We start from the raw sequence: 22115 nt of genomic DNA on the forward strand, positions 1-22115 counted from the left end.
CAGGCGTGGTGACCCGGATCCACAGGGCCGGTTGTTAACCAGTAGGTCCCTCGCGGGTCGCGCAGCCGTGCCCGTCAGTTCTCCGGAAGGAATGTGCGCAGCGCATGACACCACGACTCACCGTCGTCGTCCCCATCTACAACGTCGAGGCGTACCTCGACGCCTGCCTGGAGTCGCTGGCCGCGCAGACCATGCCCGACCTCGAAGTCGTGATGGTCGACGACGGCTCCACCGACGGGAGTCCGCAGATCGCCCGCGCCATGGCCGGACACGACCGGCGCTTCCGGTACGCCCGGCAGGAGAACGCGGGCCTCGGAGCGGCGCGCAACGCGGGTGCGGCCCTGGCCACGGGCGCGCATCTCGCCTTCGTGGACAGCGACGACGTGGTGCCGCACGACGCGTACGCGCGCATGCTCGACGCCCTGGAGGAGTCGGGCTCCGACTTCGCCACCGGCAACGTGCACCGGCTGCGCGTCGACGGGAGCACCGAGCAGTCCGCCATGTTCCGCAAGGTGATGGGCAAGGACCGCGCCGCCACCCACGTCACCCGGTACTGGGACCTGCTCGGGGACCGCATCGCCTGCAACAAGGTGTTCCGCAAGGACTTCTGGGACCGTCACGAGTTCGCGTTCCCCGTGGGTGTGCTGTTCGAGGACACCCCGGTCATGGTGCCCGCGCACTTCCTCGCCCGCAGCGTCGACGTCCTGTCCGGGCCCGTCTATCTGTGGCGCGACCGCGACGGCTCCATCACCAACCGGCGGACCAGGCCGCGCGCCGTCGCCGACCGCACCGCCGCCGTCCGCTCGGCCAGTGACTTCCTCGGGGCCAAGGTGCGCGAGAGCGCCGGCACCCCGCAGGCCGCCGGCTGGGCGGAGGGCAAGCGGCGCTACGACGCGACGGTGCTCGCCGGGGACCTCTGGCTGTTCATGGAGGCGCTGCCGCTCGGCGACGCCGCGTACCACGAGGCGTTCCTCGACCACGCCAACTCCTTCGCGGGCACCGTCGACCCGGCGGTCCTCGCCGGGCTCCCGCTGGCCCTGCGCGTCAAGTGGCAGCTCATCCGGGAGCGCCGCCTGACCGAGCTGCTCGCGTTCATGACGTACGAGAAGAGCCACGGCACGACGTTCGTGGCGCGCGGGCCGCGCAGGCGCAGGGCGCAGTTCCCGCCCGTCACCGGTTCCCTGCCGCGCGCCGTGACCGCGCTCCGCAAGACCGATCTTCCGCTGAAGTCGCACATCACCGAGGCGTCCTGGGACGAGGCCGGGCGGCTGCGGCTCAAGGGGTTCGCCTATGTGCGCAACCTGCCCGCGGGCCGGGTCGGGGCGCGCGCCAAGTTCGCCTGGCTGCGGGCGGGCAGGCGCCGTGTGGTGCCCCTGAAGGTCCGTACCGTCCGCTCCCGCGATGCCACCTACCGTTCCAAGCAGGGGCTGCACAGCTACGACAGGTCCGGGTTCGAGACGGTCATCGACGCGGCCCGGCTCGTCACCAAGCGGCCGAACACCACCTGGAACGTCGAGATGGCCGCCTTCGGAGGCGGTCTTCTGCGTACCGGGCCCGTACGGATGGGCGGGCTCGGCGCACTGCCCGTGCGCTATCTGGACGACTTCCTGCGGATCGCGCCCCGGCTCAGCGCGGGCCGGCTCCGGCTGCGGGCCGAGCGCGTGCAGGCGCGGCTCGTGCGGCACGAGGAGTCCGGCGGCATCCTCAGGCTGGAGGGCGAGCTCGCCCCCGGGGCGCCCGCCGAACTCAAGGCGCTGCGGGTCGAGAACTGGCACACCAAGGAGGCGTACGACCTCCCCGTCGAGCGCTCGGGCCGCGTCTTCACCGCCGAGCTGCGCCTGGAACTGATCGCGGGCACCGCGACCGACGCCTCGGGCTCGCCCCGCACGACCGACCCGTGGGGCATCGGCCTCGTGCGCGGGGACGGCGAGTGGTCGGCGCTCGCGGTCCGCCCGGACATCCCGCCGGGACGCCACCCGCTCGGCGCCGGGCGTGAACTTCTCGTCCTCGCCAACGCCGCAGGGAACGTGGAGCTGCGCAACCAGACCGTACGGCCGCTCGTCGACACCCTGACCTGGGAGGGGGACGGGCGGCTCGCCGTCTCGGGCAGCTTCCCCGATATGTCCGGCACGGCGTGGGAGCTGCTGCTCCAGCACAGCGGCCACGACGAGGAGGCCGTCGTTCCGGTCGAGGTGTCCGGCGGGCGGTTCGGCGCGGCGCTGTGTCCGGACGCGGTCGCGGGCCCCGCCGGAGTCCTGCCGCTCGCCGAGGGCCGCTGGTACCTCTTCCTGCGCGAGCCGGGCGAGAGCGACCCCGGCCGGTACCGCCAGGTCCACGTGGCGCCCGCCCGCCACGAGAGCCTGCCCTTGGTACGGGCCCTGGGCGGCCGGGACTTCACCGTGGGACGCCGCTACTACGACCGTCTCGTCATCGAGCCGGGATCCGCCCTCGCCGTCACGGAGCGCGGCGGCGCTCAGCAGGCCGCGCTGCGCACCCGCTACGCGTCCCTGCGCGTCGAGCCCCGCACCGACACGGTCCTGTACTCCAGCTTCGACGGCCGGCAGTACTCGGACTCGCCGCGCGCCGTGCACGAGGAGCTCGTCGCCCGCGGTGAACCCCTGGAGCACCTGTGGGTCGTCCGCGACCAGCAGGTCACGGTGCCCGCCAGCTGCCGGCCCGTGGCCCTGTGGAGCGGCGAGTGGTACGAGGCGCTGGCCCGCAGCCGCTACGTCGTCACCAACACGCAGCTGCCCGACTGGTTCGAGCGCGCCGAGGACCAGTACGTCGTACAGACCTGGCACGGCACCCCGCTCAAGCGCATCGGCCGCGACCTGGCGGACAGCCCGTCCGGCGACCGGCGTTACATCGCGACGCTGCCGGAGCGGGCCGCGCAGTGGAACCTGCTCGTCTCCCCGAACCGTTTCTCCACCCCCGTCCTGCGGGGCGCGTTCGGCTACCACGGCGAGGTCCTGGAGTCGGGCTACCCGCGCAACGACCTGCTGCACGCGACGGACCGCGCCAAGGTCGCCGCCGCGGTCCGCGAACGCCTCGGCGTCCCCGAGGGCAGGCGCGTCGTCCTCTACGCCCCCACCTGGCGCGAGAACCAGCCGCGCAGGGGCGGCCGTTACGGGCTCGACCTGCGCCTCGACCTGGCGGCGGCCGAGCGCGCGCTCGGCGACGACCACGTCCTCCTCGTGCGCCGCCACTACCTGGTGGGCGGCACCGTCCCGGGCACCGCGTCCGGCTTCGTGCGCGACGTCACCCGCCACCCGGACGTGGGCGAACTCCTGCTGATCAGCGACGTGTTGGTGACCGACTACTCCTCGCTGATGTTCGACTTCGCGCAGACCGGCCGGCCGATGCTCTTCCACACCTACGACCTCGACCACTACCGGGACACGCTCCGAGGCTTCTACTTCGACTTCGTCGCGCAGGCGCCGGGGCCGCTGCTCACCACCGGCGAGGAGGTCGTCGAGGCGCTGCGCGACCCGGCCGCCGCCACCGCCGGGCACGAGGACGCCTACCGCCGCTTCCGCGAGGTGTTCTGCGACCTGGACGACGGACGCGCCGCCGCGCACGTCGCCGACGCCATGCTGCCGGGAGGCCGCCGATGAGCACCCCAGAGACGTACGACATCAGCTGCGTCGTCGTCTGCGGCACGGACGCCGCCGCCCTGCGCGCCACCGTACGGTCCGTGCTCGACCAGACTCTGGCCGCCACCGAGGCCGTCCTCGTCACCACCGGGGCGGACACGGAGGCCGCGTCGCTCGCGGCCGGCGACCCGCACCGGATCCGGCTGGTCCACGCCGGCGCCGAGCGCCCCGCGTGCGTCCTGCGCGACCTGGGCCTCGCCGCCGCCCGCGGCCGGTACGTCATGGTCGCCGCCCCGGGGGAGCGGCTCGAACGGCACGCCTGCCGCAACCTCTTCGAGGCGGGCCGCCGCACGGACGCCGACCTGGTCGCGGGCCGCCGGGACAAGGCGCCCGCCTGGCACAAGGAGCTGCACGCCAGGTCCCGGGTCGTCGAGGACGTCGCGCACGCGCCCGAACTCGTCACGCGGGACAGCCTCAGCGCCGGGTTCTGCGTGCGGCGCGGCGCACTCGGTGAGCTGTCCGGCGCAGGACAGGCCCCCTTCGGCGTGCGGGCCGCGCTCGCCGCCCGGCGCATCGCGCTCGTCCCGAACCTGATCACCACCGGATGCGCCCCGGCCGACCCCGTACGGGACCTGCCCCGCGCCGCCGACGCCCAGCGCGGCACGCTGCGACTCCTGCATGCTGACGCCGACGGCGCCCTGCGCGCGGCCCGCGAGAGCGCCTTCCTCACCGACCACGTCGTCCCCTGCGTCCGCGCCTTCCTGCCGCTGGGACCCGACGAGCGCCGGGCGGCGGCGGACGCCCTCGCCGGGAGCCTGGACGGCCTCGTCGCCCCGGACGCGCTGCGCGCGCTGCCGCCCGTCGAGCGCATCGGCGTACGGCTTCTCGCCGACGGTGACGCGGACGGCGTGCAGGCCGCCGCGTACGCCCTGGACCGGCCCGGCACCGTCGTCTCCCCGCTCGTCAGGACGGGCAACGGGCGCATCCGCTGGAGCGCGGAGCACGCCGACGACGACACGTTCGACCTCACCGAACTCGGTTACCAGTACCGGCAGTTCACCGACCTGAGCCTCCTGAACCGCGTGACCCACTGCCTGCGCCAGGGTGCGGTGCTCGCCGTCGAGGGGCGCCTCGTCGTGCCGCTGGGCCTCCTCGATCACTGGCCCGCGCTCGCCGCCCGCCTCGACCTCTCGGTGCGCGGCGGCCGTGCGCACACGCTCTCCGTGCCGGTGACAGACGTACGCCAGGTGGACGGGGGCGTCGTGTGGCGGGCCGAGCTGCCCCTCACCGGCGCGCTGCGCCCGCGCGGCATCGGTGACCGCGTGTGGGACCCGCGGCTCGTCCTCACCGTGGACGGCGTTCCCGTCACCACCGGCCTGCTCGCCGACAAGGCGGCCGTCCCCACCCGCGCCACCGCCCTGCCTGCCCGCCCCCTCCTGACCCGCCTCACCGCCGACACCTGGCAGCCCTACGTCACCGCCGGGCACCACCTGGCCATCTGCCTGCTGCCCCGCCGCCGCGCGGCCCGCACCGCACAGGCCGCCCTGCACTACGTCACCCACTTCAGACCCGCCCGCAAGCTGAAGCCCGTGCTGCGCGCCCTGAGCAGGAAGCGCGAGGCGCTGCACTCCCAGCGCGTCAAGCTGCGCGTCTACCGGCGGGTCCTGTCCCGGCTGCCCGTCAGCAAGGGCCTCGTCGTCTTCGAGAGCCACATGGGCAAGTGCTACGGGGACAGCCCGCGCGCCGTGCACGAGGAACTCCTGGCACGCCGCGCCCGGGTGCGCTGCGTCTGGTCGTACGCCACGTCGAGCGCCGGGTTCCCGGACGGCGCCCGGCTCGTGCGCCGCTGGTCCTGGCGGTATCTGTGGGCCCTGGCCCGCGCCGAGTGGTGGGTCGACAACCAGGGCTTCCCGCACGCCCTCGACAAGCCGCGCCACACCACGTATCTGCAGACGTGGCACGGATCCGCGTACAAGCGCATGGGGTTCGACGAGGCACGGCTCAGGACGCGCAACGCCCCCGAACGCGAGAAGCTGCGGCGCGCGGTCGGCCGGTTCGACCACTTCATGGTCCGCTCGGAGCACGACGTGCGGACCCTCGCCCGCGCCTACGGCGTCCCCGAGGAGCGGCTGCTGCGCGCCGGCTACCCGCGCAACGACCGCCTCGTGGAGGCCCGCGCGCGCGACGAGCGCGAGGGCCGCTTCCCGCGCCCGGCGCTCGCGACGGAACTCGGCATCCCGGACCACCGCACGGTGGTCCTGTACGCCCCCACGTTCCGCGGCGTCCCGAAGGGCGGGCGATCCGTTCAACTGCCGCTCGACGTCCGGGAGTTCGCCAGGCGCTTCGGTGACACGCACGTCCTGCTCGTGCGAGCCCACTACATGGAGGCGGCGAGCCTGCCCGTCACCCCGCCCGGCACCGTCGTCGACGTGTCCGGCCACCACGACGTGAGTGAACTCCTCGTCCTCGCCGACGTGTTGATCACCGACTACTCGTCGATCATGTTCGACTACGCCCTCCTCGACCGGCCCCTCGTCCACTTCGCGCCGGATCTCGACGCCTACGCGGCCGACCGCGGCACCTACTTCGACCTGCGCACGCGCGCCGCCGGGCCCGTCGTCGAGACGCAGGAGGAGCTGCTGCGGACCCTCGACGGGCTCAAGGAGGCCGACGGCGACTGGCAGGCCGCCCGCCGCGCGTTCGCCGCCGACTTCGGCGCGTACGACGGCGGCGGCGCGGCCCGCGCGGCGGCCGACCTCATCCAATGGACGAAGGGCTGAGCATGACCGCATCGACCGTCCCGGCCGCCCCGCGCACGGGCCGCGACCTCTTCCTCGTCGCCAACACCGTCGACGAACTGGGCGGCGTCACCGCCTGGACCCACCAGATGGCCCGCCTCTTCCAGCGCGCGGGCCACCGCGTGCACGTCATCGGCGTCCACGAGGCGGAGCTCAAGCTCACCCTCCCCGCCGACCTCGGCTACGACGTGACCAGCCTCTACCGAGCCCACCCGCCGACCCCGCGTCCCGTGCGTGGCCTCGCCCGCCTCAGCCCCGCCGCGCGCCGCCGCGAAGCCGCCCGCCTCGCGGACCGCGGGCGCGCCGTCGCCCGTCTCTCGGAACTCTTCCGCGCCGCCCGCCCCGGCGCCGTCGCCGTCGTCACCCAGGTGTGGCCCATGGAGTGGCTGCGCGAGGCGGACACCGCGGGCCTGCGGATCATCGGCATGAGCCACGAGTCGTACGCCTACACGCGGGCCTGCCACCGCTATCGCTCCGTCAAGCGGAACTACCCGTCCGCCGACCGCTGGCTCGCCCTCACCCAGGAGGACGCCGACGACTGGATCGCCGACGGCATGCACAACGTCGGCGCCATGCCGAACGCACTCGCCCACCTCCCCGAGATCCCCTCGCCGCGCACCGCGAAGGTCGTGTGCAGCATCGGCCGCCTCGCCGACCAGAAGGGCATCGACATGCTCGTCGACACCTGGGCCGGGGTCGCCCCGCGCCGGCCCGGCTGGACCCTGCGGATCTACGGCGCCGGAGCCGACGAGCCGGACCTGCGCCGCCAGTGCACCGAGCTGGGCCTCGACGGCTCGGTGGAGTGGATGGGCCGCACGGACGACGTGGCGGGGGCGCTCGCCGGGAGCTCCGTGTTCGTCCAGTCGTCGCGCGGCGAGGGTTTCCCCCTCGCGCTGATGGAGGCCATGGCGAGCGCCGTGCCGTGCGCCGCGTTCGACTGCGCGCCCGGCGTAAGGGAGATCGTGCGCGACGGCGAGGACGGGCTCCTCGCACCTCCCGGCGACACCGCCGCGCTCGCCGACCGCCTCCTGCGCCTCACCGGCAACCCGCGGCTGCGGGACGCCATGGGGGAGCGGGCCAGGGTCAATGTGCAGCGGTTCTCCGAGGAGCGCGTCCTGGAACGCTGGGAGGAGCTGTTCGACCTCTTGGAGCGGTGAGGCCCGGCCCCGCGCCTGCCGAATTCAGGAGCGCGGGCCGACCCGCTCACCCGCGGGCGCCGGGCGCGGCCCGGCGAGCGGCACCTCGCGCACGGACGGCGCCGCAGCCGCCTCCTCGTCCCCGTACTCGCCGAGCACGACGTGCCGCACGACCCGCTCGGCCGCCCGCCCGTCGTCGTACGGGCAGAACCGCTCGCGGAACGCGCCCCGCAGCTGCGCCGAGCGCGAGCCGCGCCAGTGCCCGCTCGCGAAGATGTCGATCAGCTCGTCCTCGCTGCGGGCGACGGCGCCGGGCGGGGACGCGCGCAGGTCGAAGTACGTGCCGCGCGACGCCTCGTACGCCTCCCAGTCGTCGGCGTGGATCACGATGGGCCGGTCGAGGTTGGCGTAGTCGAACATCAGGGACGAGTAGTCGGTGACCAGCGCGTCCGCCGCCAGGCACAGTGCCTCGACGCTCGGGTGGCCGCAGACGTCGATGACGCGGCCGGTGCTTCGCGCGAGAGGCGCGCGGTGCAGCGGGTGGGTGCGGGCCAGGACGACGAAGTCCGGGCCCAGTCGGCGCGCCACCCGCTCCGGGTCGAGGGCGCAGCGCTGGGTGCGGCGGTAGTCGCGGTGGGTGGGCGCGTACAGGATCGCCGTCGCGCCCTTCGGGATGCCGAGGCTCTCGCGGATGTGGGCCACGTCCCGCGAACTCGCCCGGTGGAAGGCGTCGTTGCGCGGATACCCGTACTCCAGCGTCGTGTACGCGGACGGGTAGACGCGCTCCCAGACGAGGGTGGAGTGCCGGTTGGCGGACAGGACGTAGTCCCAGGTGTCGACGGAGCGCAGGAGCCGGTCGAAGTCCTCGCCGCGGGCCGCCGCCGGGTGGTCCTGGAGGTCGAGGCCCATCTTCTTCAGGGGCGTGCCGTGCTGGGTCTGGATCATCACCTGTCCGGGGCGCTTGACCAGCCGGCGTTCGAAGTTGACGTTGTTGACCAGGTATTTGGAGCGGGCCAGGGCCGTCCAGTAGGCGGCGGTCCCGGGGCGCAGGGCGCGGGTGCCGGACGGCAGGGTGTGGTGGTGCTCGGGGTGTGCGATCCACGCGGTGGCGACGTGCGGCGCGTACGCGCGGAACGCGGCTTCCAGGGCGCCCGGGTTGCAGCCGTAGCCGCGCCCCCCGTAGCTGGAGAAGACGGCCCGGTCCGCGCGCACCGGGAACCGCAGCTGGACGCGGTAGTGCGCCTGGAGGGCGGCCGACCGGGCCGCGCGCCGCAGCCGGCCAGTGAATCCCCGGACGCGCCGCACGACGCGCATCGCCGCGGCCAGCGACCGGTATGTGCGGTGCGAGCCGAGCCGCACCAGGCCGTGCCGGAGCCGGTCGCGGGCGGCGACGGGCGCGCCGGGCACGCGGTGACGCCGGTAGTGCGCGCGGGCCCTGCGCAGGAAGTCGGGGCGGGTGCCGCGCGGGAGCCGGTCCGGGTTCGTGAACACCGTGGCGAAGTGCTCGACCATCCGCCGGAACAGCAACGGGCGCCATGCGGCGGAGAGTTCGGGTCGCGAGTCCAGGAACGCGAAGACACGGTCGTACTGGTCGAAGACGTCGAAGTGCGCGGGGGACGTGGTGCCCAGGATGTTGCCCCGGCGGCGCTGGCGGTAGTGGACGCAGACCCGGTCGAGGGTGACGATCGTCCGCGCCGACATCAGGACCGGATAGGTCCAGGGAGTGTCCTCGTAGTAGCCGGGAGGGAAGGCGAAGCCCTGCTCCTCGACGAAGGCGCGCCGGTACGCCTTGTTCCAGACCACCATGAGGAGTTGGAGGATCTCGGGCCTGTCGGCGAGCGCGAACGGCGCCGGACCTTCCTGGGTGAGGCGGTCCGCGTACTGGTTGCGCACGGCCTCGCCCGTCCAGTACGTGCGGGCGTAGTCGTAGACCAGGACGTCGGGGCCGCCGGTCTCCTCGATACGGTCCTTGATCGCCTCAAGCGCGCCCGGCGTGAGGGTGTCATCGCTGTCGAGGAAGAGGACGTAGTCCCCGGTGGCGTGTTCGAGACCGGCGTTGCGGGCGCGGCCGAGGCCCACGTTCTCCCGCAGATGCACCGTCCGCACCCGGTTGTCCCGCGCCGCGAACTCGTCGGCGATCGCCCCGCTCGCGTCCGGCGAGCAGTCGTCGACCGCGATCACCTCAAGGTCGGAACACGACTGTTCCAGGACGGATTCGAGGCACGCGTGCAGGTAGGCCTGCACCTGGTACACGGGGACGATGACACTGAACCGGGGCAAGGTGCATCCATGGGTCGGCACGGGCGTACTGCCCGGCAACGGCCGATGGAGTGATCCGGTTACGCCAGATGTGGCAGACGAGGGACCTCTCGGTAGCCGAAGAGGGGCGAACCGTGACCGGTCCGCCCCTCAATTCGCCTGCGGATGCGGCTATTTCACCGCTCCTGCCATCACACCGGACACGAACTGCCGCTGGAAGGCGAAGAACACGGCCAGCGGGATCACCATCGAGATGAAGGCGCCGGGCGCCAGGATCTCGATGTTCCCGCTGAACTGCCGTACCTGCTGCTGGAGCGCGACCGTCAGCGGCTGCGAGCCGGAGTCGGAGAAGATCAGCGCGACCAGCATGTCGTTCCACACCCACAGGAACTGGAAGATGCCGAGCGACGCGATGGCCGGGCCGCCGAGCGGCAGGACCACCGTCGCGAAGAGCCGCACCTCTCCCGCGCCGTCGAGCCGCGCCGCCTCCAGGAGTTCACGGGGGATCTCCGCGAAGAAGTTGCGCAGCAGGAAGATCGCGAAAGGCAGCCCGAAGCCGACGTGGAACAGGATGACGCCGATGATGCTGCCGAAGATGCCGATCTTCCCGAAGAGTTCGGACAGCGGGATCAGCGCCACCTGCACCGGCACCACGAGCAGCCCGACGACCGCCATGAACCAGCCGTCGCGGCCCTTGAAGTCCATGCAGGCGAACGCGTATCCGGCCATCGACCCGATGATGACGACGAGGAGCGTCGCCGGGACCGTGATCCAGATCGTGTTGAACAGGGCGTGGGTGATCTCGTCCTTCTCCAGGAGCGACTGGTAGCTCTTGGTCGTCAGCTGGGCCGGGGTGGTGAAGACCTTCCACCAGCCCGACGCGGCGATGTCCGTCGGATCGCGGAACGAGGAGACCAGCAGCCCGAAGGTCGGCACCAGCCAGAACAGGCCGACCACGAGCAGGAAGGCGCGCAGCGCCCCGCCCGCCGCGCCGCTCGCGATCCGGGCGGCGAGCGAACGCTTGGCGCGCACGGACGTGTCGAGTGCGGTCACCGCTGACGCTCCTTCCGCAGCCGGCGGATGTTGACCCACATCACCGGGAGGACGAGCAGCAGGAGCAGCACGCCGATCGCGCTGCCCGCGCCGAAGTTCCCCTGGCCGCCGAACGCGGACAGGAACAGCTGGAGGGCCAGGACGTTGGCGTCGTCCTGGGACGGCTGCGGGGCGATGATGTAGATCAGGTCGAAGATCTTCATCACGTTGATCATCAGCGTGACCAGGACGACGGTGAGGACCGGCGCGAGGAGCGGCACGGTGACCTTGCGGAACACCTGCCACTCGTTCGCCCCGTCGACGCGCGCCGCCTCCAGGAGGTTACGGTCGATGCCCGCGAGCCCGGCCGCGATCAGGACCATCGCGAAGCCCGCCCACATCCAGGCGTACGCGCCGATGATCGACGGCGTCACCAGGGCCGGGCCGAGCCACTCGACGCCGTTGTAGGCGGTCGCGAAGTTCGAGCCCGGGAGCCGGAGTTGGGCCCCGTCGGCCGACTTGGGCAGGGTGAAGGTGCCGTCGTCGCCACTGGTGGTGGACGCGACGACCTTCCCGCCCTTCACGGCCTCCACCTTGACGCCCTTCAGGGCTTTCTCGCCCGCGTCGACGGCGCCCTTCGTGCCGCCCCCGCCGAGCTTGAAGTCCAGCCAGACCGTCCCGGTGACCTTGTCGCCCGCGGCACTCGCCGGCTTGGCGTTCTGCGGGCTGCCGGGCACCTTGTCGGGCGCGATGCCGACGAGCGGCAGGAACGCCGGGGTGCCGGCCTTCGCGGTCCGCTCGGTCGTGAACGACCCGCCGCTGGAGGCCTTGAGGTCGCTGCCGATGGCGGGGCGCGCCTTCGGATAGACGGAGGCGTCGGTGAACGCGTCGTGCACGGACGTCACGATCGCGTTGGCCGCGCCCTGGTTCGGGTCCTGCTCGTAGACCAGGCGGAAGATGATGCCCGCCGCCAGCATCGAGATCGCCATCGGCATGAAGACGATCAGCTTGAACGCCGTGCCCCAGCGCACCCGTTCGGTCAGTACGGCGAAGATCAGGCCGAGCGCCGTGCACAGGGCCGGCGCCACCGCCACCCAGATCGCGGTGTTCCTGACCGCGATCAGCGTCTGGTGGTCGCGGAAGATGTCGCCGTAGTTGTCGAGGCCGACGAAGTCCGAGCCGCCGGAGTCGTAGAGGCTGCGCCAGACCGAGTACCCGATCGGGTAGACCACGAGCGCGCCGAGCAGGACGAGCGCGGGGAGCAGGAACAGCCCCGCCACCCACGGCCTGGTCCCGATCACGCTCTTGCGCGGTATCGCGGGCGGCGCCGGCGGCAGTGCGCCGGCGCCCCCCGCCTTCGCCACGGAGGACGGCATACCGCGCCGTCAGCCGTTCTTGTACGCCTTGGCGGCGTCGGCCTCGAGTTGGCGCTGGGTCCCGGCGACGTCCTTCGGGTTCTTCAGGAAGTCCTGGAGGCCCTTCCACTCGCCGACGCCCTGCGTGCCGCCGAACGCCGCGGGCGCCTGGTCGGACATGTCGAAGCGGAAGTCGTCGCCCGCCGCGAGCAGCGCCTTCGCGATGTCCCTGGTCACCGCGTCCTTGTACTTGGCGGTGTCCATCTCCTTGTTGGGGGAGATGTAGCCGCCCTGCGCCGCCCAGATCTCGGCCGCGTCGGTCGAGGAGAGGAACGTGACGAGCGCCTGGGCGCCCTTGCCGCCCTTGAGCGCCACGGCCACGTCGCCGCCGCTGACCACGGGGGCCTTGTCGCCGACCGCCGGGAACGGGAACACCTTGGCGTCCGTGCCGACCTTGGCCTTGGTGTCCGCGTTGATGTTGGCGGTCACGAAGTCGCCCTCGTAGACCATCGCCGCGGGGGTGTCACCGGAGAACGTCTGCGTGACGGACTTCGGGAACTCCGTGGAGAGCGCGCCCTTGCGGCCGCCCGCGATCAGTTCGTCCTTGCCCCACAGCTCGGCGAGCGTGGTCAGGGCCTCCTTCACGGAGGGGTCCGTCCACTTGATCTTGTGGGTGGCGAGCTGGTCGTACTTCTCCGGGCCCGCCTGGGAGAGGTAGATGTTCTCGAACCAGTCGGTGAGCGTCCAGCCGTCCGCGCCGCCGATGGAGACGGCGGGGGAGCCCGCGTCGGACAGGGTCTGCGCCGTGGACAGGAAGTCGTCCCACGTCGCCGGCGTCTTCTTGATCCCGGCGGCCTCGAACGCGGCGGTGTTGTACCAGACCAGCGACTTGTTGGCGGCCTTCACATAGACGCCGTACTGCTTGCCCTTGTACGCCCCGAGGCTCTTCCAGCCGGCCGAGAAGTTCTTGTCGACCTGCGCCTGCGCCTCGCTGCCCAGCGGCTTGATCCAGCCCTTGTCGGCGAACTGGTGCAGCACGCCGACCTGCGGCAGGAACGCCACGTCCGGCGGCTTGCCGCCCTCGATCTTCGTACTGAGGAACGTGGCGGTGTTGTTGCCCGTCGGCACGAAGTTGACCTTGGCGCCGGTGCGCTTCTCGAACTCGGCGAGGACCTTGGTGAAGTTCTCCTGCTCCGGCCCGGTCCAGACGGCCGCGACCTCCAGGGTCTGGCCGTCGAGCTTGGGCAGCTTCACGGAGGAGGCGCTGCCCGTTTCACCGCTGCCCGTGTCGTTGCCGTCCTTCTTGTCCCCGCCGCCGCCACAGGCGGTCAGCGTCAGCGCGAGGGCTCCCGCGGTCAGAGCTGCCGCTGCGGCTTTCGCGGCCCCGGACGTCCTGGACGCCCTTGATGTCGTGCGTGTACGAATGCTGCGCATCGCTGCCCCGTTCTCGTCCCGAACGCTGAACGTACGTCCCGAACGCTGAACGTACGTGTGTGCGCTGTCCCGTGGGCACTGGTTCTACGCCCGGCCAGGGAGAACAGGCAAGGGCGCCTGCGGTGTCAACTCCAAGATCGTGACGGGGTCGTGATGTCGGCCCCGAACCTGGGGAGCCGGGAATTTCCGGGCCGTCCCGCCGGAGGTTCCGTCACAGGAGCGACGGCACCTCCCGCGCGGCGACGGAACGGGCCGCCCGCTCCAACGCGCTGGCCAGCAGGGCGAGATCGGTCGGCCCGTTCCCCAGCTCCCGCACGGGGCGCCGGGTCGGGGGATCACCCATCCGGGTCCAGTCGAGCGGCACCACCGTGGGCCGCTGCGTGGCCGTGCGGGGGATGCGCCCCGTGACCCGGCCCGCCTGGAACGCCAGGTCGCGTCCGTCGGCGCCGGAGAGCCGGCCCCGGCCGGGCGCCGGGTCGTCGGGACCTGCCGACGGGGCGTCGAGCGCGACCCGCAGCGTCACACCCCACGCCGGCTCGGCACCGGACGCGCGGGCCGTGACCAGATGTACCCCGAGGCGCTCGCCGTCCCGGACGACGGCCTCCAGGGCCCGTACGACCGAACCTGCGGCGGGCCGGCCCGGCGAGCCGAGCGGCGGTGAGAGCAGCGCGTCCAGGTCGTCGACCAGGACCACGAGCCGGGGCAGGGGTGGGGCCGCATCGGCCTCCTTGCGGGCGGCGGCGGGCCGCAGGCGCATCGTCGAACTGGGCGGCGTGTCCAGGTCCCCGGCTCCCTGGTCGGCCCCGCGGGGCGGCGCGGGGCGCTGCGCGACCATCCGGCCGGACACCTCGCGCTGCGTGTGCCACTCGGCGAAGTGCTGGCGCCCGAGCAGCTCGGCCCGGCGCTTCAGCTCGGCGGCGAGCGACTGGGCGAACTCCCGCATGCGCACGGGGTCGTTGGCCGCCAGATGGGTCGTGACGTGCGGCAGGTCCGTGCAGACGCGCAGCCCGTCTCCCCGGTCGGCGCCCCCGGTGCCGTCCCGGCCGTCGACGAGGACGAGGCCGAGCCGGTCAGGACGCTCCGCCGCCGCGAGCGAGGCGGCGATCGCGCGCAGCAGCTCCGTACGGCCGCTGCCCGCCGGGCCCTCGATCAGCAGATGAGGGCCCTCGGCGGCCAGATCCACGACGACCGGGCCGCGCGGCCCGGCGCCGAGCACGGCCCAGGCGCGCCCGCCGAGCGCCTCCGTGTCGTCCCCGGCGGCGGCCCAGCGGGCCATCAGGGAAGCCGGCGTGGCCCGGGCGAGCCCCAACTCGTCCAGGAGGCGGGCGATTTGGGGCAGGGGGGCGGAGGCTCTAGGGTGCGGCTCGCTCGGGCCGCTGTCGGTGCGCAAGGGGGCGAGGGCCCGCGCGAAGCGCTCGGCCCAGGCCGCCGACACGGCGTCGATCGCGGCGACCGTGCCGTGGCCGACGACCTGGCCGTGCGACGTGCGCAGTAGCCGCAGTGCCGTCGCCACGTCCCCGCTGAGCAGCGCGACGGCGCCGCACGACTTGAACGCGGGCGACACGGCGCACGCCATCTCATAGGTCTGGGTCACCGGCGAGGCGGGCGAGGACGCGGGGGCCTCGGCGAGACAGATGACATGGATCCCGGCCCGGCCCCCTTCCGTCGCGAGGCGCACGGTGGCTTCGCGCAGCCCGGCCGATCCCGGGTCCCCGTCGACGACGAGCACGGTCAGCGGGCCCGACCAGCGGTGCCCGGCGTCGGGGCCCGGGGGCGGCCAGGTCTCCTCGGCGGCGGGATGCCCCGTGGGGTGCTCCGTCCCGCGCCCGTCCCGGTCCGTGGCGGGACCGGCACCGCGGTGGCCGTCCGCCGGCGCCTCGCCCGGCCGGCCTCCCGCCCCCTCGTGCCCGTACGGCCCAGGGGCGGACATACGGCCACCGCGCTCCCCGGCGTCGGCCGCCTCACCCGAACGGGACCTCGGCACCATCGGCCCGAGGCCGGCCCGCTGCCCCGCGCGGGCGGCGCCGGGCCCGGCGTCCGCGCGGCGTGACGCGTCCGCGATGTGGTCGTCGAGGCGGCGCACGAGCTCACCGGTGCGGGCCACCGCCTGCTCGCGGTCGTACGCCAGGAGGAGTCGGCAGTCCTGGCCGTGCGCGGGGCGCAGATGGGGGAGCCAGCCGAGCCAGGACCACTCGGCCGCGCGGTCCTGGACGCTGCGCGACCGGTCCGTGCTGACCAGGACGATCTCCAGCACGTCCGGCGAGTGCAGTGCCGCGAGCTGCGCGACGACGGAGCGGGCCACGCCCGACAGCCGCGCCCGCGGCCCGGCCAGCCCGAGGGCGCCGGCCTCCCGCAGCCCCACCGTCACCGGCACGCCGGGCAGCAGGCCCGAGCGGTCCGGGGACGTCCGGTCGTCCGTGCCGAGCCGCACCGCCAGCGCCTCGGGGTGCTCGGGACCGCGCTCCCAGAGCCGGGGCCCCGGGCCGAGCGCGGTGAGCAGCAGCGCGGCAGCGTCGGGCCAGGACTCGGATGATCCCCTGGAGGAGGGGGAGGCGGCGGCGAAGGTCTCGGGGTCGTGCGTCCCCGGCCCGACGTCGTAGGCGCCGCTGTCGTACGGGGACACGTCCTCGCCGGTGCGTCCGCCGGCCAGACGCCGTGCCCAGGCGCCGAGTCCGCCGCGCCTGCGCTGCTCGCGCGGCACGGGCGTCCCGCGCGCCGGGGTGATGGTCGGCATGCTCTCGGCGTCGGGCGGCCCGCCCTGCTCGGGCACGACGGGGGCGGCACCGGCGGCGAGCGCGGCGGGCCCGTACGTGTGCCGGGTCTCGCCCGCGAGACCGGGCCGGGAGAAGGGGTCTTCGAAAGCGCCCGCGTCCGGGGCCGTCACGCGCACGTGGCCCTCGCCGTCGGGCGCCGTCCGCAGCACGGGCCCCGAGAAACCTGAGAATCCGGTGAGACCTGAGGAGCCCGCCGAACTCGCGGTGGCCTCGGGGGCCAGCCGCAGCGTGGACTCGCCGAGCCGCAGGAGCGCGCCGGGGGCGAGCCGGGCGGGGCGGTCCCCGACAGGACTGCCGTCGACCGTCGTCCCGTTCGTCGAGCCCAGGTCCGTGACCGTCACCCGGCCGTCCGTGCCGAGCGTCACAGCGCAGTGCATCCGGGACACATCGGGGTCGTCGAGCGCGACGTCGGCGTCCGCGGAGCGCCCCACGCGGATCTCGCCGCCGTGCAGCAGATGCACACCGCCGGCGTCGGGCCCCGCGACCACCTGGAGCTGCGCCGCCGCACCCTCGATCTCGGGCCCCGGCTCGGCGGGAACGCCCAGGGACAGCACGGCCCCGTCGGTCAGCGGCGGCTCGCCCAGCGTGCAGCGCTGCCCGTCGAGGCGCTCGGGTCCCGCGTAGAGAATCGCCGTGCCCTCGCCGCCCGCGACGGCCGTCACCAGGGCAGAGGCCACCGCGGCGAGCGCGGTGCCCGCCGGGGCGGTCACCAGCACGTCGCACGACGTCGCGCGGTCTTGCGGGTCGGGGCGCGTCCCCAGGGGGTCTACGACGGTCAGCCGGATCTGCATCGCGTCAGCGGTCCCTTCTGCGCGGGCGCCCGGGAAGGGGCTGCACAGCGGTCACCTCACCGCAGATCCCCCACCGCACAACGGGCACGTAGGCCAGTACGAGAGGCATCCTCGCACTTGCCACCGACAACACGCCCGTCGGCCACCCGTAAGTGATCTTGATTGGTCGGCTCTGCCCGCAAAAGTGCCTGCATGATGCCGCTTGGGACCGCTCGGACCACTCACGCCCCACCGGTGGCAACCAACCGACCGCCCCGGGCGTCTTCCCGTCGAACACGGCCGCGGCGGGCGGGGAGCCGCGGAAGACCACGGGCGGGACCGTCGCGGAAGATCAACAGACAGTGGGTTGTTCGACGGCACTACAGTGGGTCGGAACACCCAAGGACGAGCAAGACCAAGCAGTACGCCAGTACGCAGCAAGCAGGGAGCGCATGACGTGCGGCCGGTAGGCAGTAAATACCTGCTCGAGGAGCCGCTCGGACGCGGCGCCACGGGCACCGTCTGGCGGGCCCGCCAGCGGGAGACCGCGGGGGCCGAGGCGGCCGTCGCCGGGCAGCCCGGCGAGACCGTGGCGATCAAGGTCCTCAAGGAGGAGCTCGCCAACGACGCGGATGTGGTGATGCGCTTCCTGCGCGAGCGCTCCGTGCTGCTCCGCCTGACGCACCCCAACATCGTGCGCACCCGCGACCTGGTCGTCGAGGGCGAGCTCCTCGCCCTCGTCATGGACCTGGTCGACGGCCCCGACCTGCACCGCTACCTCCGCGAGAACGGCCCCTTCTCCCCGGTCGCCGCGTCCCTGCTGACCGCCCAGGTCGCGGACGCGCTCGCGGCGAGCCACGCGGACGGCGTCGTGCACCGCGACCTGAAGCCGGCGAACGTCCTGCTGAAGCAGGACGGCGGCGAGATGCACCCGATGCTCACCGACTTCGGCATCGCCCGCCTGGCCGACTCCCCGGGTCTGACACGCACCCACGAGTTCGTCGGCACGCCCGCGTACGTCGCGCCGGAGTCCGCCGAGGGCCGCCCGCAGACCAGCGCGGTGGACATCTACGGCGCCGGAATCCTGCTGTACGAGCTGGTCACGGGCCGGCCCCCGTTCTCCGGCGGCTCCGCGCTCGAGGTCCTGCACCAGCACCTGAGCGCCGAACCGCGCCGCCCGTCCACGGTGCCCGACCCCCTGTGGACGGTCATAGAGCGCTGCCTGCGCAAGAACCCCGACGAGCGCCCCAGCGCCGAGAACCTCGCCCGCGGCCTGCGCGCCGTCGCCGAGGGCATCGGCGTGCACGCGAACTCCGCGCAGATCGCGGCCGCCGAGGGCGTCGGCGCCCTCCTCATGCCGGACCCGGCGCCCGCGCAGGTGCCCGGCGCGGCCGACCCGACGCAGGTCCTGCCCAGCAACGCCGGCTCGTACGACCCGAACGCGGCGACGAGCGTCATGCAGTCCACCGGCACCGGCGACGCCGACCCCACCTCGGTCCTGCCGAACCGGGGCGCGCCCGACCCGACGGCCGTCATGCCGCCGGTCCCGCCGCACCAGCCGGGTGCGAACCCGGACGACCCGCACCCCTGGCAGAACCAGATGCGGGCGGCCCGCGACCGCAACGAGCAGACGCAGGTCCAGTACCTGGACCCGAACGACGACCCGCTGCGCCGCCGCCCCCAGCGCCCGCAGGGACGCCAGCAGCAGCCCCAGCAGCCCCAGCAGCAGCAGTACGCGCCCCAGCAGCCCCGCCGGCAGCAGCCGCAGCCTCAGCAGCAGCAGTACGCGCCGCAGCCTCAGCAGCAGCAGTACGCGCCGCCGCAGCAGCCCCGCCAGCCTCAGCCGCAGGCGCCGCAGCGCGAGCCGCGACAGCCGAGGCAGCGCAGTGCGAACCGGATGAAGATCCCGGGGCTCGGTTGCCTCAAGGGCTGCCTCTTCATGATCGTCATGCTGTTCGTGGTGAGCTGGCTCGTCTGGGAGTTCACCCCGCTCCAGGACTGGATCGGCACGGGCAAGGGCTACTGGGCCCAGCTGTCGGACTGGTACGACACGGTCACCGGCTGGATCGGCGACCTGGGAAGCGGCGGCGGGGGCTCCGGCAACTGAAGTGAGCCACGCGCGCCCGGCGTTGGGCGTGATGTTGGAGATTTGTCGACTTCCGGAGGGTGATTTCCCCCGTGGATGTGATGGTTGGCGCCCGAGCCGCGTAGCTTGGGCGCCAACACGCGTCTGTAGGAGCAGTCTTGGCACGGAAGATCGGCAGCCGGTACACCGCGAACCAGATCCTGGGACGCGGCAGCGCCGGCACGGTGTGGCTGGGCGAGGGACCCGAGGGGCCCGTCGCCATCAAGCTGTTGCGTGAGGACCTGGCCTCCGATCAGGAGCTTGTCGGCCGCTTCGTCCAGGAGCGCACGGCCCTGCTCAGCCTGGACCACCCGCGCGTGGTCGGCGTCCGCGACCTGGTGGTCGACGGGAACGACCTGGCCCTGGTCATGGACCTCGTACGCGGCACCGACCTGCGCACCCGTCTCGACCGCGAACGGCGGCTTGCCCCCGAGGCCGCGGTCGCCATCGTCGCCGACATCGCGGACGGGCTCGCCGCCGCGCACGCCGCCGGGATCGTGCACCGCGACGTGAAGCCGGAGAACGTGCTCCTGGACATGCAGGGCCCCCTCGGGCCCGGCGGCTCCCACCCGGCGCTCCTGACCGACTTCGGCGTCGCCAAGCTCATCGACTCCCCGCGCCGCACCCGCGCCACGAAGATCATCGGCACCCCGGACTACCTCGCCCCCGAACTCATCGAGGGCCTCCCGCCGCGCGCCGCCGTCGACATCTACGCCCTGGCGACGGTCCTGTACGAGCTGCTCGCCGGCTTCACGCCCTTCGGTGGCGGCCACCCCGGCGCGATCCTGCGCCGGCACGTCACGGAGACGGTCGTCCCGCTTCCCGGCATCCCGGACGAGCTGTGGCAGCTCCTCGTCCAGTGCCTGGCCAAGGCGCCCGCGTCCCGCCTGCGCGCCTCCGAGCTGGGGGACCGCCTGCGCGAGCAACTGCCCCAGCTCGCCGGGATGGCGCCCCTCGACGTGGACGAGCCGGACACCGAGCCCGACCCGGAGCCGCAGGCCGCCCCGGCCGCGCCCGAAGCGCCCGCCGCCCGCCGTGGCGCCGTCCCGCTGGTCCCCGGCGCGACCCCGGCCGACTCGAACAGGGACACCCACACGTCGATGCGCGTACCGGCCCCCGACGAGCTGGCCGGCGGCGCCCGCGGCACCGCCCGCGCCCCGCGCGCGGCCGGCGCGCCCCGCCCCGGCTCCGCCCGCCACCGCGCCTCCGCCCGGCGCCGCCGGATCACGCTCGGCGTGGCCGGAGCCGTCCTGGTGGCGGCGGCCGGCGTCGGCACGTGGGCGGCCGTGAGCGGCGACGACGCGGACGCGACCCCGGGCAAGAACCCCGGACAGTCGGCGCCGGCGTCCCCCTGACCCGTCCCGCCGGACCTCCGGTTCGGACGCCGGGTCAGGCCCCGCGGGACCGTCCCGCCCGGTCCGGACCCGGTCCAGCGGCCACCAGGACCGGAGCACTTGCCCCAGCCGTTACGCTGGTGTCGTGGCAGTCGTCGACGTTTCCGAAGAGCTCAAGTCCCTCTCCTCGACCATGGAGTCGATCGAGGCCGTCCTGGACCTCGACAAGTTGAGGGCAGATATCGCCGTGCTCGAGGAGCAGGCGGCCGCACCGTCCCTGTGGGACGACCCCGACGCGGCACAGAAGATCACCAGCAAGCTGAGCCACCTCCAGGCCGAGGTCCGCAAGGCGGAGGCCCTGCGCGGCAGGATCGACGATCTGAGCGTGCTCTTCGAGATGGCCGAGGAGGAGGACGACCCGGACACCCGTGCCGAGGCCGAGTCCGAGCTGACCTCCGTCAAGAAGGCGCTGGACGAGATGGAGGTCCGCACCCTCCTGTCCGGTGAGTACGACTCCCGCGAGGCGCTGGTCAACATCCGCGCCGAGGCGGGCGGCGTCGACGCCGCGGACTTCGCCGAGCAGCTCCAGCGCATGTACCTGCGCTGGGCCGAGCGCCACGGCTACAAGACCGAGGTCTACGAGACGTCGTACGCGGAAGAGGCCGGCATCAAGTCGACCACCTTCGCCGTGCAGATCCCGTACGCCTACGGCACGCTCTCGGTCGAGCAGGGCACGCACCGCCTCGTCCGTATCTCGCCCTTCGACAACCAGGGCCGTCGCCAGACGTCCTTCGCGGGCGTCGAGGTCCTCCCGGTCGTCGAGACGACCGACCACGTCGAGATCGACGAGTCCGAGCTGCGCGTCGACGTCTACCGCTCCTCGGGCCCCGGCGGCCAGGGCGTGAACACGACGGACTCCGCGGTCCGCCTGACGCACCTGCCGACCGGCATCGTCGTCTCCTGTCAGAACGAGCGCTCGCAGATCCAGAACAAGGCGACCGCGATGAACGTCCTCCAGGCGAAGCTCCTCGAGCGTCAGCGCCAGGAGGAGCGGGCCAAGATGGACGCCCTCAAGGGCGACGGCGGCAGCTCGTGGGGCAACCAGATGCGTTCGTACGTCCTGCACCCGTACCAGATGGTCAAGGACCTCCGTACGGAATTCGAGGTCGGTAACCCGCAGTCGGTGCTCGACGGCGAGATCGACGGTTTCCTCGAGGCGGGAATTCGCTGGCGCAAGCAGCAGGAGAAGTAACCACCGGTCTTTTCCACCTTTGTCGACAAGGCAACTGCCGCCCACCGGGCGGCAGTTGCCTTTTACGTCACAGTCACATGTACTTACGACGGCCAACTCCCCAGATTTCGGGCATCGCGTACGCAACGACCTTGACGCTGACATGAAAAGTGGGAAGGCTGACGCGCGGCATGCGTATCAGTGGGACGCGTGTGCACCGGGGGAGGGGCCAGTATTCGCCGACACCTCCGGACGGCCCACGTCCCGCGCGCTG

At 73.2% G+C, this 22115-nt stretch carries 11 protein-coding genes; 6 read left to right on the forward strand and 5 right to left on the reverse strand.

Going from position 1 to position 22115, the window contains the following annotated elements; translation table 11 throughout:
- Positions 1-104 precede the first annotated feature (104 nt).
- The 3 genes from ACIPWY_RS10160 to ACIPWY_RS10170 are packed head-to-tail and all read left to right on the forward strand — an operon-like array spanning position 105 to position 7548.
- Complete coding sequence (locus ACIPWY_RS10160) at positions 105-3614, forward strand: CDP-glycerol glycerophosphotransferase family protein (RefSeq protein WP_401532712.1); 3510 nt, start codon at positions 105-107, stop codon at positions 3612-3614.
- On the forward strand, positions 3611-6373 hold the full coding sequence (locus ACIPWY_RS10165; protein ID WP_393704642.1) for a CDP-glycerol glycerophosphotransferase family protein: 2763 nt from the start codon (positions 3611-3613) through the stop codon (positions 6371-6373). Before ACIPWY_RS10160 ends, ACIPWY_RS10165 begins: the two co-directional genes overlap by 4 nt.
- Before the next feature lie 2 nt (positions 6374-6375).
- On the forward strand, positions 6376-7548 hold the full coding sequence (locus tag ACIPWY_RS10170; RefSeq protein WP_362906346.1) for a glycosyltransferase: 1173 nt from the start codon (positions 6376-6378) through the stop codon (positions 7546-7548).
- A 24-nt stretch (positions 7549-7572) separates the two neighbouring features.
- On the opposite strand, the gene ACIPWY_RS10175 is transcribed toward ACIPWY_RS10170, so the two are convergent.
- The 5 genes from ACIPWY_RS10175 to ACIPWY_RS10195 form a co-directional block, all read right to left on the reverse strand.
- Entirely contained in the window at positions 7573-9807 is a 2235-nt protein-coding gene (locus tag ACIPWY_RS10175) for a CDP-glycerol glycerophosphotransferase family protein (protein ID WP_401532715.1), read from the reverse strand.
- A gap of 150 nt (positions 9808-9957) precedes the next feature.
- Positions 9958-10839, reverse strand: coding sequence for a carbohydrate ABC transporter permease (locus ACIPWY_RS10180; RefSeq protein ID WP_362906342.1), 882 nt, complete (start codon positions 10837-10839; stop codon positions 9958-9960).
- Positions 10836-12194, reverse strand: coding sequence for a carbohydrate ABC transporter permease (locus ACIPWY_RS10185; protein WP_401532719.1), 1359 nt, complete (start codon positions 12192-12194; stop codon positions 10836-10838). Before ACIPWY_RS10185 ends, ACIPWY_RS10180 begins: the two co-directional genes overlap by 4 nt.
- A gap of 9 nt (positions 12195-12203) precedes the next feature.
- Positions 12204-13607 (reverse strand): ABC transporter substrate-binding protein, encoded by a 1404-nt coding sequence (locus ACIPWY_RS10190; protein ID WP_393704636.1) that lies wholly within the window; start codon positions 13605-13607, stop codon positions 12204-12206.
- 211 nt (positions 13608-13818) lie between these two features.
- On the reverse strand, positions 13819-17172 hold the full coding sequence (locus tag ACIPWY_RS10195; RefSeq protein WP_401532721.1) for an FHA domain-containing protein: 3354 nt from the start codon (positions 17170-17172) through the stop codon (positions 13819-13821).
- Positions 17173-17608: 436 nt separating this feature from the next.
- Here ACIPWY_RS10195 and ACIPWY_RS10200 point away from each other — a divergent pair, with 436 nt between their 5' ends.
- From ACIPWY_RS10200 to prfB, 3 genes are all read left to right on the forward strand, one after another.
- Entirely contained in the window at positions 17609-19258 is a 1650-nt protein-coding gene (locus ACIPWY_RS10200) for a protein kinase domain-containing protein (protein ID WP_393704632.1), read from the forward strand.
- 137 nt (positions 19259-19395) lie between these two features.
- On the forward strand, positions 19396-20631 hold the full coding sequence (locus ACIPWY_RS10205) for a serine/threonine-protein kinase (RefSeq protein WP_362906332.1): 1236 nt from the start codon (positions 19396-19398) through the stop codon (positions 20629-20631).
- A gap of 124 nt (positions 20632-20755) precedes the next feature.
- The gene (gene prfB, locus ACIPWY_RS10210; protein ID WP_362906330.1) at positions 20756-21862 is read left to right on the forward strand and encodes a peptide chain release factor 2; all 1107 of its coding nucleotides are present in this window, start codon (positions 20756-20758) and stop codon (positions 21860-21862) included.
- The last annotated feature ends 253 nt before the right edge of the window (positions 21863-22115 follow it).

This window comes from Streptomyces sp. NPDC090032 (genome assembly GCF_044748025.1).
Taxonomy (GTDB): domain Bacteria; phylum Actinomycetota; class Actinomycetes; order Streptomycetales; family Streptomycetaceae; genus Streptomyces.